Origin of the sequence: Psychrobacillus sp. AK 1817 (assembly GCF_008807035.1) — a bacterium.
Taxonomy (GTDB): Bacteria; Bacillota; Bacilli; order Bacillales_A; family Planococcaceae; genus Psychrobacillus; species Psychrobacillus faecigallinarum.
The window spans coordinates 884,997-903,480 of record NZ_CP031739.1; the positions used below are offsets into that span (position 1 = coordinate 884,997).

The following is an 18,484-nucleotide window of genomic DNA, read 5'->3' on the forward strand; positions in this document are numbered from 1 at the left end:
AATGAAAAGTTCCATAAAAATTAGCCAAAATGAAATGCTTAATGCTTTTTTACTTTTCTTTGTGATTCATAGTGCTCAAATAGGTGTTGGGGTACAAGGATTTCAGCGTGTTGTGTATCAAGATGCTAAACATGACGCTTGGATCTCAATAATTATTGCAGGACTTGCCACACATATTGTTGTTTTTTTTATGATAAAAACTTTAGAGTTATACGGTTCCGATGACCTATATGGTATCCATCAAGATGTGTATGGAAAATTGATAGGAAGTTTATTGAATGCTACCTATCTTATATATTGTAGCTTTGCCTTCTTTTCTATATTACGCAACTACATTGAAGTAATCCAAACATGGATATTCCCCGGTTTAAGTACATGGTTTATTTCTTCTTCATTGTTGTTAATCGTGATTTATGCTTTTACAGGTGGGCTCCGTGTAATTGTGGGGGTTTCTTTTTTTAGCGTTATATTGTCTTTGTGGCTACTTCCAATTTTAACAATTCCTCTTGAATATTCAACAGCTGCTAACCTCTTGCCTATTTTAGAAACAAAAATAAGCTCTATTTTAAAAGGAGCTCATTCAATGACTTTCACTATTATTGGCTTCGAAATTCTTTATAGTATTTACCCTTACATAAAGGAAAAAGAAAAGGTGAAGAAGCATGCTCACCTGGCTTTATTAGCTACTACATTGGTTTATCTTTCTATTATGTTGATTTCGATTACTTATTATAGTGAAGGAAAGTTACTTAAAACAGTTTGGGCGACTTTAACCTTATTTAGCTTCATAAGTTTTCCGTTTGTTGAAAGATTTGAATATGTTGCTGTTTGTTACTGGATGCTGATTATTATACCGAACCTATGTTTTTACGTATGGGCAGCTTATAGAGCGACAACACGAATAGTAAAAATTAGCGGGAGTAAATTCGTATGGCTATTCTCCTTTGTTGCTTTAATAGGTACTTTAGTTGTTCAAAGCAGAATTCAAATCAATACCTTTAACAACGAATTTTCCAAATACGCATTTTATATTGTCTTTGTCTACCCTATTTTCTTATACTTAGTCGCTGTGGCGAAAAAGAAATTCACAACTAAAAAGGAGCAGGAAGAATGAAAAAGTTGAGCTTCTATTTAATAACACTTTTTCTATGCATTATTTTGGTCGGGTGTGCAGAGACAAATATTCTTGATAGAATCGGATTAACCACTTTAGTTGGCTATGATATCGGTAGTGAAGAAGAAAATATTAAAACTACAGCAGTTATTCGTGAAGTGAGTCCAGAATTTCAAAGTAATGTGGAGGTTGTCACGGCAGAGGAAGCAACAAGTAAAGGTGCTCGTGTAAAAACAAATCGAAAGCTCTCTAAAAAAATTATGGTGGGACAGATGAGAGTTATTCTTTTCAGCGAAGAGATAGCTAAGGATGATATTCATTACTTTATTGATGCCCATTTAGAAAACGCTAGTGTTAGCAATGGGGTCTACATGGCAGTAGTTGAAGGACCAATGTCATCCTTACTTGAATATAAATATGAAAACATTGAAGATATTGGACAACATATATACAGATTATTAGAACAAAACATTGAATCTGAATACATGATTTCATCAACTCTCCATGTAGTAGCACGTGATTATTACTCAGCTGGCAGAAACATTGTTATGCCAATTATTAAAAGAGAGGAAGAATTTGTTGAAATATCTGGCATTGCCCTTTTCAAAGATGGTAATATGTCAGGCAGGCTTTCCGCAGAAGATAGCTTTTTTGTAAAAATAATCAGAGATAATTATAAACATGGAAACTTTCAAACCAAGCTAAAAGAAGAAGATATCTCCCCTTCATTAATGAAAAATCCTTTTGATGAGATTCCTTTAGCATTTGATACCGTAAAGACCGACAGAAAATTGAAATTAGTCAATTCGACAACTCCTGAATTCGACTTAAACATTACCATTAAGGGAAGGTTATTGGAGCTTCGATCAGACATCGATGTAGGCAACCCCAAAATAGTAGAAGAGCTTGAAAAAGGTATTAGTAAGAACCTAAAAAGAGAAATATCAAGAGTAATTTCTATCGGACAAAAATATGAATCCGATGTTTTTGGATTTGGTGAATCGTATAGAAGCTCAGTAAGAAATTCCAAGCTTACCCCTGAAAAGTGGCATGAGTTGTTTAAAACTATGAAAGTAAATGTAAAAGTTGACTTTAAACTAGTGAGAAATGGCGTATTCGAATAAATGAACAATTTAAATCAAATTGTATTATACTTTTCTTGTTTACCTGACATGATTAAGAGAAAGTGATTAAAAAAGTTTTGATAGTTTAAATCTAGTGCTACGCGATGTTTTCTTTTGTCACTAAAGCTTGTATCCAATATACTTTGTCCTCTTGAAGCAATTTCTAAACGTTTTTCAATTTGTATTGAATACGAGTAAAATGAAAAAAATTCTGGGTGTGTGAATGCCATAAGAGTCAAAACGTCATGTACGGGGCTTCCTTTAAGATGAGGATCTCGCGTCATATAAACCCTGTTATAGAACTTCAAAAGGGGTTTGAGAACTCTGCTTTTATCAAAGTAGTCTATATAATTAATCATTTGTGGCGTTATGATAGCTTTACTAGTCGCGTTTAATGGGAGCAGTGTAGTGTTTTCAGCATTAGAAAGAACGATTTCTACAGCTAAAGGATCAGCATGAAAATTAGCCTCTGCGAAAGATGTTACATTACCCGGAACATAAAATGCGCCCCCCATTATATAGTATTCCTTCACTTTTTTCATTAGGCAATTGTTAAGAATAAACAACGTAGCAAGTGAAGTAAGGCGTCCCATATTAACGATTATTAACTCATTTTCATATTTTTCTATCAAATGCTCTATTTCTAAAAATTGACCTACAGAAATTCCTTCAAATTGATTTGGCGTTATGGGACCAAGACCATGCGGACCGTGTATTTCAGGATAATAAGATGGCTGTTCCCCCGTCAAAGGGAATTCCGCTCCACGAATGATAGGGATATCCTTGGAAAGATTAAAAACTTGAAATAAATACTGACCGTTTATTAACGCTTTTTGTCTGGATACATTACCATAATCTACAACTACACCAATAATTTCAATATCCTTATTTAAATGAGCGTAATATAATGCAATAGAATCATCGATTCCCATATCAGTAAATATTAGTACCTTCTTCATCATTAAAACCCTCCGTATTATTTTTCATTTACTTATATTACGAAGAAAAGAGGGATATGTCACAAACACGATCCAAAAATGCTCAACAGTCATAACTGTGACTGGTGAGCATTTTCTAAAGTAATTCTTCTTAGAGAAGTGAATCGAGGAATTACCATTGCATATTTTTCAAATTCAATACCATTACTTTTTCTCCTTGTACATCAAGTTCTCCATTAAATTTAAAACCAAACTTTTCATACATTTTAATTGCTACAAGATTATTTTCATAAACACTTAAATAAATTCGCTCACATGAATATTTATCGGCTAGAAATGAAATGAGTAACTTGAAGTAATAGCGGCCATAGCCCTTTCCTTGATAATGTTCATCGATAAAAAAGCGGTCAAGCCATACTCTCATACCATCTGGGTATTGAAATGGACCATACATCGCAAATCCTATTGGTACATTTTCTTTATATAAACCGACTGGAATAAACCTCGGATCCTCGTTTGCTTCATTTAAGCATTGAAGTACCGTTACAATAAATCCTTCCTGTTCATCTGCTATGTGTAAACCTAAAATTTCTTGCTTATTTGAATCTGTAATGTCACGAATTTCGGTGAACATAATGTCAAAACCCTTCTTTTATATTACCTTCCCCTTAAACTTAAACTATTCGGTAACCGTATAGTCAAGGAAACTCTTCTATTTTCCACTTAAACAAAAGGTGTCCTGTTGAATTCACAACAAGACACCTGCTAATTTTGTTTTTGTTTTTCTATTAATTGTAAACATATTTTAGTCACCTGCACTTTTTTCTCACCGAAAAATATGCCATCAAATACGTATTCCTCATATGCATTAGACCCTATATCATAGCCATTTTGCTCAGCAGCTTCTTTTAAGCCTGCATAAGTTTCTTCAGCTGTATCACCAATCTGATATCCAATCACATAATAGCCATCTGGTCGTTTATGAATATTGTCCTCTTTTGTATATTCACTCACTTTCATATAGACATGACTATAATGATAAAAATCTTTCTCTAAAATCTGTTGCTTTTGCAAGATTGCGCCTAGAGGGTAGCCCAAATCTAAATGCTTGGATTGTATGTGATGGATAAATTCCGATAATTTTGCAATGAATTTACGTTCACTTAAATTCAGTATATTTTCACTTAACATATAGCGCTCTTCATCAAGGTATTGAATAGTTATACTGACTGAATCTTTTTCAAGCGCTTGCTCTGCAAGATTGATTTTCACTTCCAGCATCTTTTGTAAGTATGTTAGTTGTTTTATTTTGTTCTCAATCTCTATTGATTTATTTTTTAAGACATTAACAGTTTCTTTAGGATTTTTTTGATGTACAAGCTTTTTAATTTCACTAAGTGGAATATCTAATTCCTTAAATAAATTAATTATATGAAATAACTCAAATTGATCATATGAATAATAACGATAACCGTTATTCAATTTCACCTCAGGCGAAAGTAACCCAATGTCATCATAATGAAATAATGTTTGTTTCTTCACATGACAAAGCTTTGCGAATTCTCCTGTTGTAAATAATCGTTTTATTTCTGAATCGGTGTACATATTGATCCCCTATCTCTATACTTATCTTACTCGTATTAACATGTTTGAAGCTGATTTAAGATATACGAAATACTCTTCTTTGATACCCCTTGTTTATATTATAAAATTCTCCATTCCTCATTAAAGGTTATATTTCACGAACTATATAAAAAATAAGTACCAAAACTAACAAACTTATTATCCAACTGATTAGGTGGATAAACAGATTCATACGACATATTAATGTTTGTAGAAATAAAAGAGATGCATATAAACATGAAATAAACCTAAGTATACCTAAGTCCCGGTATTCCTCTATTATTGCATGATTAAAAAAACCATCTAAACAAAAGAAATGTTATTCAAAAAATAATATATAACACTTTCTATTAACTTTCATTTTATGGAACTTTCATTCTTTGTAGAATTCATTTATATTCTCCATCATACCCTAAAAACATATTTGGAATACTAGCATTTAAATAAAAAACACTATTTAAAAATAACTTAAACCTCTGCTACATAGCTATTTTCCAAACTCTACGAATAGATTTTATTAAATTAATCCCTGGATTAAAAGTGTATATTCTTTCTCTAAAAGCTAAGGTTTTTCTAAATACACTTATAAATTTAGGTATTATATCCTGGTTATATCACCAGGATACTTTATACTTAAAAAATTATATTTATTGTAAATATAGTAAATATTATTTTTATATAATATACTTTATAAAGCTTATACATATAATATAAGACTATTTATCAAAATTGGAGAATATTATGAAAAAATTATTATCTATTGTAGTAGCAATTATTATTTTCGCTAGTACACAAGTACCTTTTGCCAATGCGGAAGCTACTTCAGTATCTAAAATTGAATCTTTGTTGAAGACTGCAGAGAAACATGCAGGTGAATTAAAGTGGCAAACTTCATATGAATTTACGAAGGAAATTAAAAATCCAGATATGAAAGTTTTTAACTTAACAAAAAATGCTTACTGGAAAGCTTATTTTGAAATTGAGAAGTATAATGGGAAAGACAAAGAGAAATTTGAAAATCGCTTACACAATAATACTGGTATTCACTTTTCCCGAGCTACTTCATATATTGATGCCATTACTTCTGGAAAGAAAATAGAGCGGTTAACAGATCAATACAACAACCTATATTCTTCAGACCCGACATCTAACGTAACTGTACAAAAATACCATGATTTATCAACGGAAATTCGTAAACAAGCTCAGATTCTGTATCATGTTTACGGAAAATCAACACGAGAGGCGATACTTACAAAATATAAACAGCCAGGTGTAAAAGCTCTTCAAACATCGAAATATGTAATTTCTACAAAGATTCATTTAAATAATTTAGAGAGCTTGATTGCTAATAAAGCTCCTCAATATAAAATAGAGTCAAATGTTGCTACATTTTTCAGCCTGCAGGATATGATAAAAAATGAAGAAATTGCTGGGGACCTTTATACAATTTATTATGAAATAATTAGAAAGGACTCAAACTTCTTATCACAAGAAAAAGAAATAACAGAGTTTTTTAAAACATCTACAGAATATACAAATACAGAAAATGTTGAGCTGCTATTTGGTCTATATAGCAAAGATTATCCTGATTACTTGAATCTCAAAAAAGAAATAGAAAGTACATTCATTGACTTTGACTTACGGTATGAGACGCTATGTATTGAAACTCATTTTATAATTGATGGTATAGCACTTGTCACTCATGATGAAGTTGAAACATACCAAGAGGAAAGCATTGCATATAGTTTTACTTATTTGTTGGAAAAAGATTCAGATGGTAATTGGAAATATCTTGATTTAATAGCAATTGACTAATTTTGGGGGAAAAATAAAAACTACAGCAAACCCTTAAAGCTTGGGGTAGCTGTAGTTTTTTTATTCAACTAACTTGTCTAGTTGAAATTATGAAATTATATGAATTAAAAATATTTTACATATAGTATTCTTTAACTTTTGGGTTGACATGGTTAATAAAAGTTATATTTTTTATTTTTTGTATACAAACCATTGAACTGTTTATGTGTAAATAACCTTCAATTCTTACTTATAAAGTAGGGACCTCATTCGGGTTCATGTGTCATGATAAAAGTCCATTCACCATTCCCACTACATAAATGCCAAAGAAAATTATCCAGCCAGATGTCTTTTTGTTCTTCTATTGAAAGGTGGTTTGCAAAACATTCAACCCATTTCCCCCGTAAATATTTCCCCCACTTAGGTATCTCAGCTTTTTTAATTGTTTATCTCTCATATAACGAAAATCCTCTCTACCTTTCCTTGTCTTTAAAAATGTTGTTCCAACCACAAAGATTCTCATGACAAAATACAAAAGGATATTTATCTCTCTTCAAAATAAAAAGTTTATAAGGCCATGATAAGACCTTTCAACCAATGCATCTTCCTTTAATAGCCCTTATTCCCATGTAATTATAGTACATACTTCAAATTCAAACTGAAAATAATATATAACATTTCTATTTATATCGTGTAACTTGATTCTTTCCCCACTTGTTTTAGGTAAAACAAAACTTATTTTATTCATCTCTTTCAGTAAAAAAAATATAACTGAAAATTCGTTCTCAATGAGGAATTGTTTAATTTCAATATTAAAATTTTGTTTTGTAACTTTTACTAGTTTAAAAGAATTGTTTTCTTCAATAATTTCCAAGTTTTTCAATATCTTTAAAACCGGTATACATGGAATAGATATTATTAATTTGTAATTATTGCTGTATATTAATTCTTCGAATCTATTAAAATCCTTTAAACACATTTCTTCTACTTGTTTAGGAAGTGTATCAATTTCAAAAGTTAAAGAAAATTCATTTTCAAACCTATCATCAAGTTTTCGTAGATCTAAATTAGAATATGTTCTTTTCATACTTCCTCCAAATTCCGTTTTCCCGTCTACTCCAGGAAAGAAATGTACGTACTTTATTATTTGATAATACATCTTGTAGCATTACAAAAATAAAATCTAATTTAGCATTTGTGAGCAGGATATACAGCACTGGGGAGCCTCTCACAAAAAGTAACCTTGACGTACTTTTTGCTAAACAGGGTTCTAATTATTTTGTATAGTAATTATTGTTTACTCAACGTTCTCACAAGCATCATCTAGATAAACGAAATCATTTCTTAGCTAATACCAATATTTACCTTGATTACTAATTAATCGTTCAAGTAAATCTGTAAAGGAAGTTGCAATTATTTGCGACTCCCCCACAAGACCATGACGATCCAAGAAGCTATCGTAGCATCTCCCTAATCTACCTTTTTTTAAGTTTCGTTTGATGTCCTTCAGACCGTACAAAGAGTATTTGACTTCAACTGACGGAACAACTGAATGAAAATTAATTTATGAGATTAGAATACTTTATAGTCATACGTTTTAAAGTTTTACGTACTAAACAATTTGATAATACAATATATAGGGATTATAAGAGTTTTATTCGCCTCGTATAGATAAGCAATTTATTAGGTACCTGGAGTAGATCATAAACCACCTTAAAAGGTTTTTAGCCAATTGAACTGACCTAAAAAAATGAGAAAAATAAAAATACCTTTCGTTTTTGATTCAAAACTCATTTTACTTTTAATCCCAAATATCTAAAAGTAAAAACCTTAAAAGGCAAAAGCCAATCAAGTTTCTTTCTCTGTGCTATATTTCTTGCTAAAATTTCTAAAATCATAAGCAAGTATCAAGATTCAATAGTTGTTCGATCAACAAAATTTTGATTCTCTTTAATAATCATTCTTGAAAGACGTCTTCCTGCTCTCTTAAAGAAGAATTCATCAACGAACTCTTGTGAATCAATTTGCGATAGTTGGTTGATTACTTCATTTTTTTTATCATATTCAATTCGACCCATTAAATCTTCATTCGGTCCATATTGATATACTACCCTCTCTTCATCCTCAAACTCCTTCAACATTAAAATAAAAACTGCCATGAATCTTCACTCCTCATTGTTTTTCTCCCAATTCTATGGCCTTCCAGATTTTATTGTTTGTCCTGAGCTGTTCTATCATTATCTGGAATATACTCTCAAATTTTGATTCGAAAATTTCGTCATGTAATAATTGTATATCAGAATCTACTTGTTTCCCATATATCAATCTTTGCCATACTTGAGCTAGTTCGAAGTCCGGATTAGATCTTCCAACTCCGCCATCCTTTATATGTGAGTTATTAAAAACATGATTTTTAGCACTATCATCACAATGTGGCAAGTCAACGATATCACTGATATTGTCCATCATATTGTTAACCTCACTCGTGAGAGCTTCTGTCAGGTTGCCGATCAGTGTTAGGTCCTGCTCCAGCATCCTTCTAGAAACTCTTACTTTTTGTATCCAGCTAGATCTGGCTCAAGTGAAACAAGCACCCAGTCAAAGTTTAGAATTTTATTTGGAGAACTTTTCTAATAAAAGTGTACAGAAATTTTCATATTCATTTGTCCCATCCTCATCATCTTGCTACCAGTTAATAACGGGACATTCATTTTTGGCTAATCCTGAAGTATCAAGACAATATCGACCAAAATTATAAACATATTATAAAAAAGCCTTACTAGGACAATAAACCCTGCAAGGCATGAAATTACCTGGTTCAATTTTATCATAAGGAAGTTGTAATTAGTTGGATTGTATTAATGTATCCCAAGGGAGTCATTTCTATGGCATATTTTTCAAGCCAAACATTTTTAGTTTTTACTCCTGAATTTTCAAGAACTTTAGGAAATAATTTTGTTTGCAAAATGTTAGCAGTAAAATGCCTGGATAAGTTAGATATACTTCTAACCTGTCCCTGACCATTAATCTTTAGCGTACTTGCCGCTTGAATAAATTCACCTAATCGAACTCAATCAACTGTTGTACTGTGTCATCCGCTTTTGTTGGGATATTCACTAGCATCTAGACCAATTAAGTTAAATTCTGATTTACCTGAGCGAATATATGTTTGAAATTAATTGAATTGTTACTTCAATTTCAACATCATTGGCAGGTAATTTACGTACAATCTCATTCCTCAATATTTATATGCGTCCCCTTATTAGGGTCATAATCTAATCTCCACCTTACTTTTCCGTCAGCAGACTGCCTACCAACAACTTGACCATATGCATCACTTGATTTTATCGTACTTGTATATGGCTGTGAGTTTGGCCCTAAATCTCCAACTAATTCTAGTGCCTTGTTTCTAGCTTGTTCTCCTTTCCTATACTCTTACCATCATTCTTTTCTATCTTTTTCCTATCTTTGAAGCCATCATTAATCTTATCTATTATTTTAATTGGTCTGACAACTGTAAATAACGCTGCCTCCGCAATGGGTCCAGGTGAAGGGTTCTCTACCATGGTGATGATGTCTCCTACTAAAAATTCATCCATCACTGTTATTGCGGGGAATATATCTTCTAACGTTTTGGAATCGCCGAGCTGATCTTCTGGAATGCTGTTTTCTTTGGTAATAAGCATAGAAAACTGAATTCCTTGGAAGTTTGCTTCCTTTGGCTACTTGTACTTGTTGTACTGCCAAGTTATAAAATAAAACGTGCAGCACCCGATTTCCCTGCTTGCTTTTATTATGTTCCTTACCTTTCCGCCAGACCCAAAGTAAACAGCCGCAATCCCCGCAAATCGTGCTAATTTATTTGTATTTAGAAAACGTCTAACCCCCAATCTCTGCAATTAAAGTAGAAGCTGTTACGTGGTTAATGCCATGCATGGAATTTTGTTGAATGTCTAGCAAGGGGCATTAACTCTTTTAATTCCCCTTCCACATAGATCATTTCCTGTTTTTTAAAAGAAATACCATAAATTGAGAAGATTATAGTTATTTAATTAGTTTACTATATGTTAAATTTTATACATGGACTAATATACAAAGGGAAGAATAGACGATGGAAATAGAGGACTTTTTAGTGAGAAGTATTGTACGGGATATGAAAATACGAAAAAGCACTTGTCGCCTGTTATAAGCTATCAAGTGCTTTGAGTTTATATATTTTCTATGTTTATTAATATTTGCAAGCTTTTAAAATTATTTTTATATTGACGGTATGACGTCTTTTTTACCATTTGGCAAGTGTAACGTTTAAACCCGTTAGCTTGTTTAATCTCGTTTGTTTGTTTGTATCTTATGACAACATAAAGTAGTCCTTGTAAGCAAAATGTCATCTCGCCTATTCTCGCTCTAATTGCCGTAATATTAAAATAATGGTATAACCTTCATGAATTTTAATTCAAAATCAATGATATCTTTTTCTGTATAAAAGATAATCTTGAGGTTTCATATCATAACCAAATGTTTATTTCCACGAGCAGGTACAATCTCGTTACTTTACAGTCAATTCCCTGTTATAAGTCCCGCTGCTATATAAAATGTCATCTCGCCTAAGCTCGTACTTCTTTTTCAAGTTTATTATTTCCCGGGATACTCCGGGTTGATACAACCATCGTGAAGTACGTATTTCCAATCACCCTATCATTTTCCTATTCACTTCACATATACTTTATTTTTACATGTTATACTTAAAGCTTATATCCATAAAAATATTTTTGTCCTTTTTCCCAGTTTTCACTTGAAAGTCTGTCTATATAGCCAATAAATTCTTTATAATTGCTCGCATTAATGACAGTATTGTAGTCTCCAGGTACTTTTTCACCAGACCAAATTGATAATAAAGAAGGTATTAACTCCATTTTTAATGGCTCCTCATTATTCGCAGCAATCATAACCCGCTCTATCAACTTTTTAGCTAAGTCGCCAGGAAAAGCTAATTTTTGTTGGAAATAATAACTCTCTGTATCCATTTCCTCACAATAATTAAAATAAAAATTTCCAACTTCATCTATAGTTGCATCTTCACCAATTTCTTCCTCAAAATTAATAAAAAAATCAATAGAATCCCTTATAATAATAGCTGTATCACTGATTTCAGCCCATTCTTCAAGTAAAGCCAATAAATATGGAATTATATCAAGAGAAAGTGATGTTGTGGCTGCTGATGCAAAAGTGTTTACTGTTTCTTCGGTTACCTCACTAAGAAAACGTAGATTATTTGAATCCCTTAAATCATCATGTGACCCAACAGCTAAGAACATCCTAATACATAAATTCAAAACCGATTCATCTCTAGTCTGATTCATTAATTGGAACAATAATGGTTTTTGAGTAAAATCACCTGTTTTAAATAATTCAATTAAATTAAATAAAACTTCCTTTTCTGTTATAGAATTTAAAATTTTTTCTTTAATTTCTGATTTGACTAAAGTTGTTTTTTCTCCAAACCATATACTATTCATAAGATTTCCCGTTACTCCCATAGATGCACCTCCTTTCATTGAATTATCTCTTGCCATTTTCTTTTTGCCATTTCAAAACTTTATTTTGAAAAACAGTAACTTCAGTATGTTGAGGATTATTACCAAATACAATAATCCCCTTCTCATTCTCATGCATTTTCAGTATTTTAGCATTTTCTTTACCATAACCCATTTCATAATAAAAATCCAAATTTAAATCATCAATTTGTTCTCGACGAATAGTCAATTCTCCTGTCTTTTTAATATTTAAACTTACATTCTCTCCACCAAAAGATAAACCTTACTTTTACCTTGATTGGTTAAATGCCTTTCAAGGTTGTTTCTTTAATTTACATTAATATAGCTGATATTTGTGAGAAGCAAATTGAAAATGATTATTATATGAAATACCTAATGACTGGCACAGACAGGATCTGAAATTAGTAAGATTAGAAATGGATAACGATCAAGATTACTATATGTATGTTCCAGTAACAGTTCAATTGAAACATCTCTGTGAAGTAAAAATTACACGAAACTAAGCCAGATTGGTATCCTAACCCTGATGAATCTACGATAGTAAAGGGAAAAGAACTAAAGGAAGCAAGATTAGACTATCAAGCGTTGGTTAGAAGAGGAGAACTCGAAAAAGGTCACCATGTGCCAATGAACTTTTTTCTTGTTTCAATCAATTATATACACTGCCTTCGTTAGTAGAAGGATGGGATAAAATATGATTTACTTGAAATGCAGTTGCATAATATTCTGCGTACTCGGAATCATCCTCATCTAATCCATTGTCTGTCTCAAAAAATGTGTCTGTTTTGCCTTCAATTCTTAATCCACTGTTCCACTCTATTATGATCTCTACACCTTCATACTCTATTAATGTTTTAAATAAAGAATCTGCTTCCATAGACATCCTCTTTCTTATTTTATTCTGATGGTTTTGCTGGTACTATATGAGCACCATCCTTTCTATGGTGTATCATTCTCTATTAGTCTCTATATATTGTCCAGTCACAGTGTCATAGTATTTACCTATTGGCTTACCAAAGTCCACTCTCTCTTTATTTTTGGTGACAGTGGTTCCTTTCCCTGCAAACTTATCAAGTAATTCTTGTGCAGTCTTATTATCGCCAAATTCTGTAATGTAAAACTTCCATCCATTCTCTTGCCCTATCAATAACACTAGGGACAGCTAAAGCGATTAAATATAATCCTTCTTCAATATTTTCTTTATAGAGATGCTCTATGCCATGTACTAATCCGAACATTATTTCATATTGTTCGGTATCATCATCAAATCCCATACATAATCCTGTAATAACTGATATATCTCCTAAACCAATGAGATTACCTAATGCTTCTTCAAATGAGGATACTTCTTTTGGAGATTGTAAAAGTCTATTTGTGTAGACTATCTTTAATTGACGAGATGATATTTTACATGACAGGGTTAGTTATGACATGGAATGGCTAAAAAACTAGAGAATGACAAAGCTCGTGGCGATAAACTTTAAACCTAAGTTACCGTGATACCCTTACTCATGATACATTAGACGCAAGAAGGATATACATGAAGGATGGTGTCTACACTCCTGAAATAAGAGCGGGCTTTTAAATACGATTAGAAAGAATAGAGAATTATATCCTGAATTATTTAATAATTGGGGGTGGAGTGTATGGATGTGAAATCTAATTATCTTACTTGTCACACTATCCTAGTATTAAAACCAAACTTCATGATGTTACAACATTCGTGAGCTCTGATTCTCAATCATATCATTCTCTTATTTACTCACTCAAATATCAGCTGAGTTAATAAATTAAAATAAAAAACCTTGAAAAGCTTTGAGCCAATCAAAGTTGTGAATTCATTTAAGTTATTTAAATTTTTCTCTTCAAGCAATCTTTTGTTATATAAATTTCATTTAGTTGTTACTATCTCTTTCTTAATTCTAAAAATAAATCTTGCAATTCTCCCTCTGTATCAATAGAGTCAAGCAATAATTTAGGTTCTAACGAACAATTGTTTAAAGTTGAGCTTCCATCAATTACTCCTAGCATGTTTGAAATAGTATCAATCATAGTTTGCTCAATTATATTCATTAATATATCTTTATTTTCGTCAGTTAAACTATCGTAAAAACCAATAGCTCTTTTCCAATAATCATCTGTTTTAGAAGTAACAATCGTTGTTTCATACAAGTCTTTGTATAGTTGAAGGTTCTCATTAACGATAGACTCATAAAGTGATTTAACAAAAATATCATTCATTTTATTTCCTCATTTCCGGATACATTTTTTTGTTTAATTCAATAAGTTCTTTTAAAGCAGAATTCGGTATGTCATCATATACTCTTCTAAGTTCGCTAATATCTTTACCAATAACTGTCTGGGATTATCTATTCCTTTTGTACTTCTTGAAACTATTCCATTAGGCCCTTTAATGGTGTGCCCCACCTTTGGAACATTAATTGCAGGTCCAGCATTTAAATCATAATTATCTACTAATTTCTTCATTGCTGCCTTCTGTCCTGCATGATGGGCATCAAGTCCTTCTACTCCTTTAATATCTTTATATGCTCCAACTTGATATTTATCCGTACCCTTACCATCAATCTTTTCTATCTTTTTCCCATCTTTGAAGCCATTATTACTCTTATAATCCATAATACATACGAAACTAAACAGCCAATCGCCGGTTCAATACCGTCAATTGGCTGCATAATAGAGTGTTTTATGTTTTAATACGGCCCCGAAAAGGATAGTCAGTGTCGAATAGGTTCTATACTCAGCACCGTACTAGTTGACCCTAATTTTTCCATTAGTTTTTTCGCCTTACCATATGGAAATCTTTCTACTAATATAAATGGAGGATTTTTTGAGCCCTTAAGCAAATCTCCTGTTGAAATCTCAATTCCTAATACGTTCTTTATTTTTATTAAATCTTTTAAGCCTTCATTTGGAGGTTTTACTAACAAAATATTACAAGTATTAGGAATCTCAATACTTGTTTTCTGTACTATTTCATTTAAATACCCACTATTCACCCATTTGTTAAAATCCGAGGTAACTAAATTAGCATGGCTTGGGTTCATATCCCCAGAATCAATAACTAATACCTCTTTTTCATCCGCATCTTGAAGCATTAGAAAAACATTTCCTCCACCATCGTCACCGATTGCAATAAACCCACTTGCATACTCATCTACTTCCCAAGTTTCATTTCTTTCCACTATATCTTCCGTACCATAAATAACCAACCCACCTCCTATTGAAAACCCATTTGTATATCTTAATAAATCCTTGTATACATTCGGTAATTCTAATTTTAATAGATTTTCTACTTCTTGTATTTCAATATCACTTGCTGCTGTATTTTTTGCCAAGTCTGAAACCTTGGATAAATTAATCATTTGACAAATCCTCCTAAAATATCAAAATATTTGTATGCATCTCCCATTGCTTTACGGGCAGTTTTTGGATCAACTCCTGCCTCAATCATTTCCCTATAGCTCTCATTAAATTCATAACGTAAATCTGTATTAAAGCCCTCAGTTTTTCTCCGTTTCCTCTGCATAGAAGAAATTATTGCATGGGATTGGCCCGAGCTTGAAGGGAGAAGTATTGCGGAAGCTTTCTTTTCGTTATAATCAAATCCTCCCTCTCTAGCCCATCTATTCGCCCATTCATTTTGTATTGGATGGTGAGACTGTATTCGATTATCTGAAGCAATATTTTTATTTCCTGTTGCGCGATTAACCCCAGGACTTAAATAGCCATGTTCATCAACATCTCCATTTAAATATCCCCCTGGCCTTTTAGCATTATCCGTACCCTTATCATCAATCTTTTCTAACTTTTTCCCATCTTTGAAGCCATCATTAATCTTATCTATTATTTTAAGTGGTTTGACAACTGTAAATAACGCTGCCTCCGCAATGGGCCCTGGTGAAGGGTCCTCTACCATGGTGATGATGTCTCCTACTAAAAATTCATCCATCACTTTTATTGCGGGGAATATATCTTCTTCAGATTGAAGGGAACTTGGAAAAGTGCATTTAAGAAAGAAGGAGTGTTAGAAAACGCTTAAGAAAAATCGTTTTCAACACTCCCATGTTAAGATTACTATATTTCATTAATTATTTTTACTTCAAAGAGATGTTTCAATTGAACTGTTACTGGAACATACATATAGTAATCTTGATCCTTATCCATTTCTAATCTTACTAATTTCACATCCTGTCTGTGCCAGTCATTAGGTATTTCATCTAAATAATCTTCTACTTCTTCTTTATAATCAAGCTGTAAAATGTATCCTTGATTCACGAGGGCAAAAACGATTAATGTACCAAGTAAATCTTTTTTGTTATTATCCCGAACAAATTCTTCTTCCTCAAACCAAATATCTTTCAGATTATATTTAATCCAAAATTCTGCAGAGGAAATATTGTTATAGTCATTGATTATTTGTTTGACAATTTGATGATAGTTTTTAGGTATAATTTGTTCTAAATTACGATTAGCTTCAATCCCGAAAGGATAATCTTCTTCTATTAGTGACTCTTCATCTTTTCCTACCTGTTTTAACGGTCCAATATTAAATACAATGTCCTTTTTGTAATGGGCTAAGTCGTACGGATAATGGTTATTTGCTTTTAGTGGACTGTCATCTAACTCCAGAATTTTCGCTAGGGCTGCAGTTTCAAAACTCCAAAAGCCAAGATAACCTGGCTCTTTATGCGAGTTCTTCCAACCATAACTATAGTGTCCTTGAAACCATTCTTTTTCGATATATTTTTCTAGTCTCGTAGATGCTACTACTTTATTTCTGAAACCTAGCTCAATAATTTCTAATGACTTAGCATAAGGGTTTTTCAATTCAAATTGTGTAGATTTTATCTTTCGCTCAATTTTATATGAATATAACAAGAAGTCCAATAGAACATCGTCTACCTGTTCACCATCTGCAATCTTTGCTAACCTATCTATGTTTTCTTTGTCAGTTTCCAGGAGTATTCCTAAAGCAACCATCCAAATAAAATTAATATAACGCACTTTTTTATATCCAATATACTCTAGCAGTATGAGTGATTCTAGATACTCTTCTTCTAAATCAGCACATGCTCTTCCTAATGAGTACTTGGCCCGTATCAATTCAGTATATATCTGAAACAATGAAGATCTTGTATTAAATATAATTTGTTCGTTATCCAATGGGTATTTTTGAATATTTTTTTGTATATCTTGTTTTAATTCTTCTATTTTGATATTTTTTTCTTTAATTACTTTCTCTTTAAAGTCAATTGTTTCCTTTAAATATTCTAAATTACATAGCAAATCCCTCATTAAATTCCACCTCGTATTGTGTTTTCAATTATGGCCAAGTTCCTACAATTTTTCCTTCTGAATCCAAACGAAATGTAATTGTCTCTCCTTTTGAATTAACTTTGGATAAAACTCTTTCAATTTGACCATTTTCTAATGCATTCGAAATTTCTGTAGCTAATTTATCATCTCCATTAACCGCTTTTGATATTCTGCTTTTTCCCGAACCAATACCTAACAACCAATCATTCGACATCTGGTGACCCTCTAGTTTGGTTGTTCCTAATTGTGAAGTACCAAATTTTGCTTCGTCAATAACATACTTTACAACACTTTTAGTATTATTATTTTTATATAATCCATCAATTCGTTTAATAATTCTATCATTCGGTGAAGTTGGTGCTACATTTCCTATACGCTCCAAATCGTAACCGGCTTTTTTCAAGCTCTCATTATTTATAAGATTATCATATGCTTTGTATTCCCCATAATTGCCCTTTTGTTTATTTGAAGCATGATTCACATCTAAATCATCAAATTTTGAGTTTGTATCACTCATTGATTGTATAACTAGAATCAACTCTTATACTGTTCCAAGGACTCTTTTATTTTATTAAAGCAAATTTCTAGACCAAGATTTACTACAATAGAAAGAATAATATCTACATCATCATAGGAATCTGTATTCCATAATCTAGAGAGTGTTCTATCAATATCATTTCGTATATCACTTCTTAATAACTCGTATGTCATAACTTGCATGTCTGTTAGTTGACTAAGGATTAATAAAAAACTATCCTTTTCAATTTCATTATTTCTAAATTGATATAATGCGTTTTGAAACATTGATATTAGTATTCCAGTTGGAATTCTATCAGGTAGATTCATAAATTCATTTATATCCATATTTTATTTACCTTTCACTGGAATATGAACCTCATTTAAAGACTGATTTTTTGTCCATGTTTCGTCTGATTTTAACTGTTTATTTCCGATTTTTATCTGTGCAGTCCATCTTGAACCTGATGCTGAACCTGAATA

Annotated in this window: 21 protein-coding genes and 5 pseudogenes; 3 read left to right on the forward strand and 23 right to left on the reverse strand. The window is 31.9% G+C overall.

Annotated elements, in window-relative coordinates:
* Window position 1: 1 nt before the first annotated feature.
* The gene (locus D0S48_RS04640) at window positions 2–1,114 is read left to right on the forward strand and encodes a GerAB/ArcD/ProY family transporter (RefSeq protein WP_151110360.1); all 1,113 of its coding nucleotides are present in this window, start codon (window positions 2–4) and stop codon (window positions 1,112–1,114) included.
* The gene (locus tag D0S48_RS04645; RefSeq protein WP_151110362.1) at window positions 1,111–2,238 is read left to right on the forward strand and encodes a Ger(x)C family spore germination protein; all 1,128 of its coding nucleotides are present in this window, start codon (window positions 1,111–1,113) and stop codon (window positions 2,236–2,238) included. The genes D0S48_RS04640 and D0S48_RS04645 overlap by 4 nt, the downstream gene beginning before the upstream one ends.
* A 14-nt stretch (window positions 2,239–2,252) precedes the next feature.
* Here D0S48_RS04645 and D0S48_RS04650 read toward each other — a convergent pair whose 3' ends face one another.
* The 3 genes from D0S48_RS04650 to D0S48_RS04660 all read right to left on the reverse strand — a co-directional run bounded on the left by D0S48_RS04650 (window position 2,253) and on the right by D0S48_RS04660 (window position 4,781).
* The gene (locus D0S48_RS04650; RefSeq protein ID WP_225321690.1) at window positions 2,253–3,197 is read right to left on the reverse strand and encodes a nucleoside hydrolase; all 945 of its coding nucleotides are present in this window, start codon (window positions 3,195–3,197) and stop codon (window positions 2,253–2,255) included.
* Between the two features lie 151 nt (window positions 3,198–3,348).
* Window positions 3,349–3,810, reverse strand: coding sequence for a GNAT family N-acetyltransferase (locus D0S48_RS04655; protein WP_151110366.1), 462 nt, complete (start codon window positions 3,808–3,810; stop codon window positions 3,349–3,351).
* Window positions 3,811–3,941: 131 nt separating this feature from the next.
* The gene (locus D0S48_RS04660; protein WP_151110368.1) at window positions 3,942–4,781 is read right to left on the reverse strand and encodes a MerR family transcriptional regulator; all 840 of its coding nucleotides are present in this window, start codon (window positions 4,779–4,781) and stop codon (window positions 3,942–3,944) included.
* A gap of 759 nt (window positions 4,782–5,540) precedes the next feature.
* On the opposite strand from D0S48_RS04660, the gene D0S48_RS04665 reads away from it, so the two are divergent.
* Window positions 5,541–6,614, forward strand: a complete 1,074-nt coding sequence (locus D0S48_RS04665; protein WP_151110370.1) for a hypothetical protein — start codon at window positions 5,541–5,543, stop codon at window positions 6,612–6,614.
* Window positions 6,615–6,859: 245 nt separating this feature from the next.
* Here D0S48_RS04665 and D0S48_RS04670 read toward each other — a convergent pair whose 3' ends face one another.
* The 20 genes and pseudogenes from D0S48_RS04670 to D0S48_RS04765 form a co-directional block, all read right to left on the reverse strand.
* Window positions 6,860–7,036 carry a DUF4275 family protein gene (locus tag D0S48_RS04670; RefSeq protein ID WP_151113706.1) on the reverse strand — a complete coding sequence of 59 codons (177 nt, stop codon included), beginning with the start codon at window positions 7,034–7,036 and terminating at the stop codon, window positions 6,860–6,862.
* A gap of 176 nt (window positions 7,037–7,212) precedes the next feature.
* Complete coding sequence (locus D0S48_RS04675) at window positions 7,213–7,680, reverse strand: hypothetical protein (RefSeq protein WP_151110372.1); 468 nt, start codon at window positions 7,678–7,680, stop codon at window positions 7,213–7,215.
* Between the two features lie 261 nt (window positions 7,681–7,941).
* A pseudogene (locus D0S48_RS20835) lies at window positions 7,942–8,085 on the reverse strand (SMI1/KNR4 family protein); the annotation flags it as partial.
* A 415-nt stretch (window positions 8,086–8,500) separates the two neighbouring features.
* Window positions 8,501–8,752 (reverse strand): hypothetical protein, encoded by a 252-nt coding sequence (locus D0S48_RS04685; protein WP_151110374.1) that lies wholly within the window; start codon window positions 8,750–8,752, stop codon window positions 8,501–8,503.
* A 13-nt stretch (window positions 8,753–8,765) separates the two neighbouring features.
* A complete protein-coding gene (locus tag D0S48_RS20840) occupies window positions 8,766–9,128 on the reverse strand; it encodes an LXG domain-containing protein (protein WP_225321691.1) in 363 nt (120 codons plus the stop codon).
* Window positions 9,129–9,699: 571 nt separating this feature from the next.
* A pseudogene (locus D0S48_RS20845) lies at window positions 9,700–9,829 on the reverse strand (DNA polymerase III subunit beta); the annotation flags it as partial.
* Window positions 9,830–9,988: 159 nt separating this feature from the next.
* Entirely contained in the window at window positions 9,989–10,279 is a 291-nt protein-coding gene (locus tag D0S48_RS04700; protein ID WP_151110376.1) for a hypothetical protein, read from the reverse strand.
* Window positions 10,260–10,614 (reverse strand): annotated as a pseudogene (locus tag D0S48_RS04705) (transposase); the annotation flags it as partial. The pseudogene D0S48_RS04705 and the gene D0S48_RS04700, both read right to left, overlap by 20 nt.
* Window positions 10,615–11,335: 721 nt before the next feature.
* The gene (gene imm47, locus D0S48_RS04710; protein ID WP_151113708.1) at window positions 11,336–12,148 is read right to left on the reverse strand and encodes an Imm47 family immunity protein; all 813 of its coding nucleotides are present in this window, start codon (window positions 12,146–12,148) and stop codon (window positions 11,336–11,338) included.
* 4 nt (window positions 12,149–12,152) lie between these two features.
* Window positions 12,153–12,356 carry a hypothetical protein gene (locus D0S48_RS04715; RefSeq protein WP_151110378.1) on the reverse strand — a complete coding sequence of 68 codons (204 nt, stop codon included), beginning with the start codon at window positions 12,354–12,356 and terminating at the stop codon, window positions 12,153–12,155.
* A 444-nt stretch (window positions 12,357–12,800) separates the two neighbouring features.
* A pseudogene (locus D0S48_RS04720) lies at window positions 12,801–13,025 on the reverse strand (hypothetical protein); the annotation flags it as partial.
* A 19-nt stretch (window positions 13,026–13,044) separates the two neighbouring features.
* A pseudogene (locus tag D0S48_RS04725) lies at window positions 13,045–13,253 on the reverse strand (polymorphic toxin type 50 domain-containing protein); the annotation flags it as partial.
* On the reverse strand, window positions 13,243–13,566 hold the full coding sequence (locus tag D0S48_RS04730) for an Imm30 family immunity protein (protein ID WP_151113710.1): 324 nt from the start codon (window positions 13,564–13,566) through the stop codon (window positions 13,243–13,245). The pseudogene D0S48_RS04725 and the gene D0S48_RS04730, both read right to left, overlap by 11 nt.
* 487 nt (window positions 13,567–14,053) lie before the next feature.
* Window positions 14,054–14,389: a transposase gene (locus tag D0S48_RS04735; RefSeq protein ID WP_225215844.1), complete on the reverse strand. Its 336-nt coding sequence runs from the start codon at window positions 14,387–14,389 to the stop codon at window positions 14,054–14,056.
* A 51-nt stretch (window positions 14,390–14,440) separates the two neighbouring features.
* Window positions 14,441–14,785, reverse strand: a complete 345-nt coding sequence (locus D0S48_RS04740) for a hypothetical protein (protein WP_225215845.1) — start codon at window positions 14,783–14,785, stop codon at window positions 14,441–14,443.
* 98 nt (window positions 14,786–14,883) lie between these two features.
* On the reverse strand, window positions 14,884–15,531 hold the full coding sequence (locus tag D0S48_RS04745; protein WP_151110380.1) for an SMI1/KNR4 family protein: 648 nt from the start codon (window positions 15,529–15,531) through the stop codon (window positions 14,884–14,886).
* Window positions 15,528–16,085, reverse strand: a complete 558-nt coding sequence (locus tag D0S48_RS04750) for a hypothetical protein (RefSeq protein WP_225321693.1) — start codon at window positions 16,083–16,085, stop codon at window positions 15,528–15,530. The genes D0S48_RS04745 and D0S48_RS04750 overlap by 4 nt, the downstream gene beginning before the upstream one ends.
* Before the next feature lie 158 nt (window positions 16,086–16,243).
* Window positions 16,244–17,464: a PoNe immunity protein domain-containing protein gene (locus D0S48_RS04755; RefSeq protein ID WP_151110382.1), complete on the reverse strand. Its 1,221-nt coding sequence runs from the start codon at window positions 17,462–17,464 to the stop codon at window positions 16,244–16,246.
* Between the two features lie 28 nt (window positions 17,465–17,492).
* Window positions 17,493–18,002 carry a hypothetical protein gene (locus tag D0S48_RS04760; RefSeq protein ID WP_151110384.1) on the reverse strand — a complete coding sequence of 170 codons (510 nt, stop codon included), beginning with the start codon at window positions 18,000–18,002 and terminating at the stop codon, window positions 17,493–17,495.
* Between the two features lie 17 nt (window positions 18,003–18,019).
* Window positions 18,020–18,331 carry a hypothetical protein gene (locus D0S48_RS04765; protein ID WP_225321694.1) on the reverse strand — a complete coding sequence of 104 codons (312 nt, stop codon included), beginning with the start codon at window positions 18,329–18,331 and terminating at the stop codon, window positions 18,020–18,022.
* Between the last annotated feature and the right edge of the window lie 153 nt (window positions 18,332–18,484).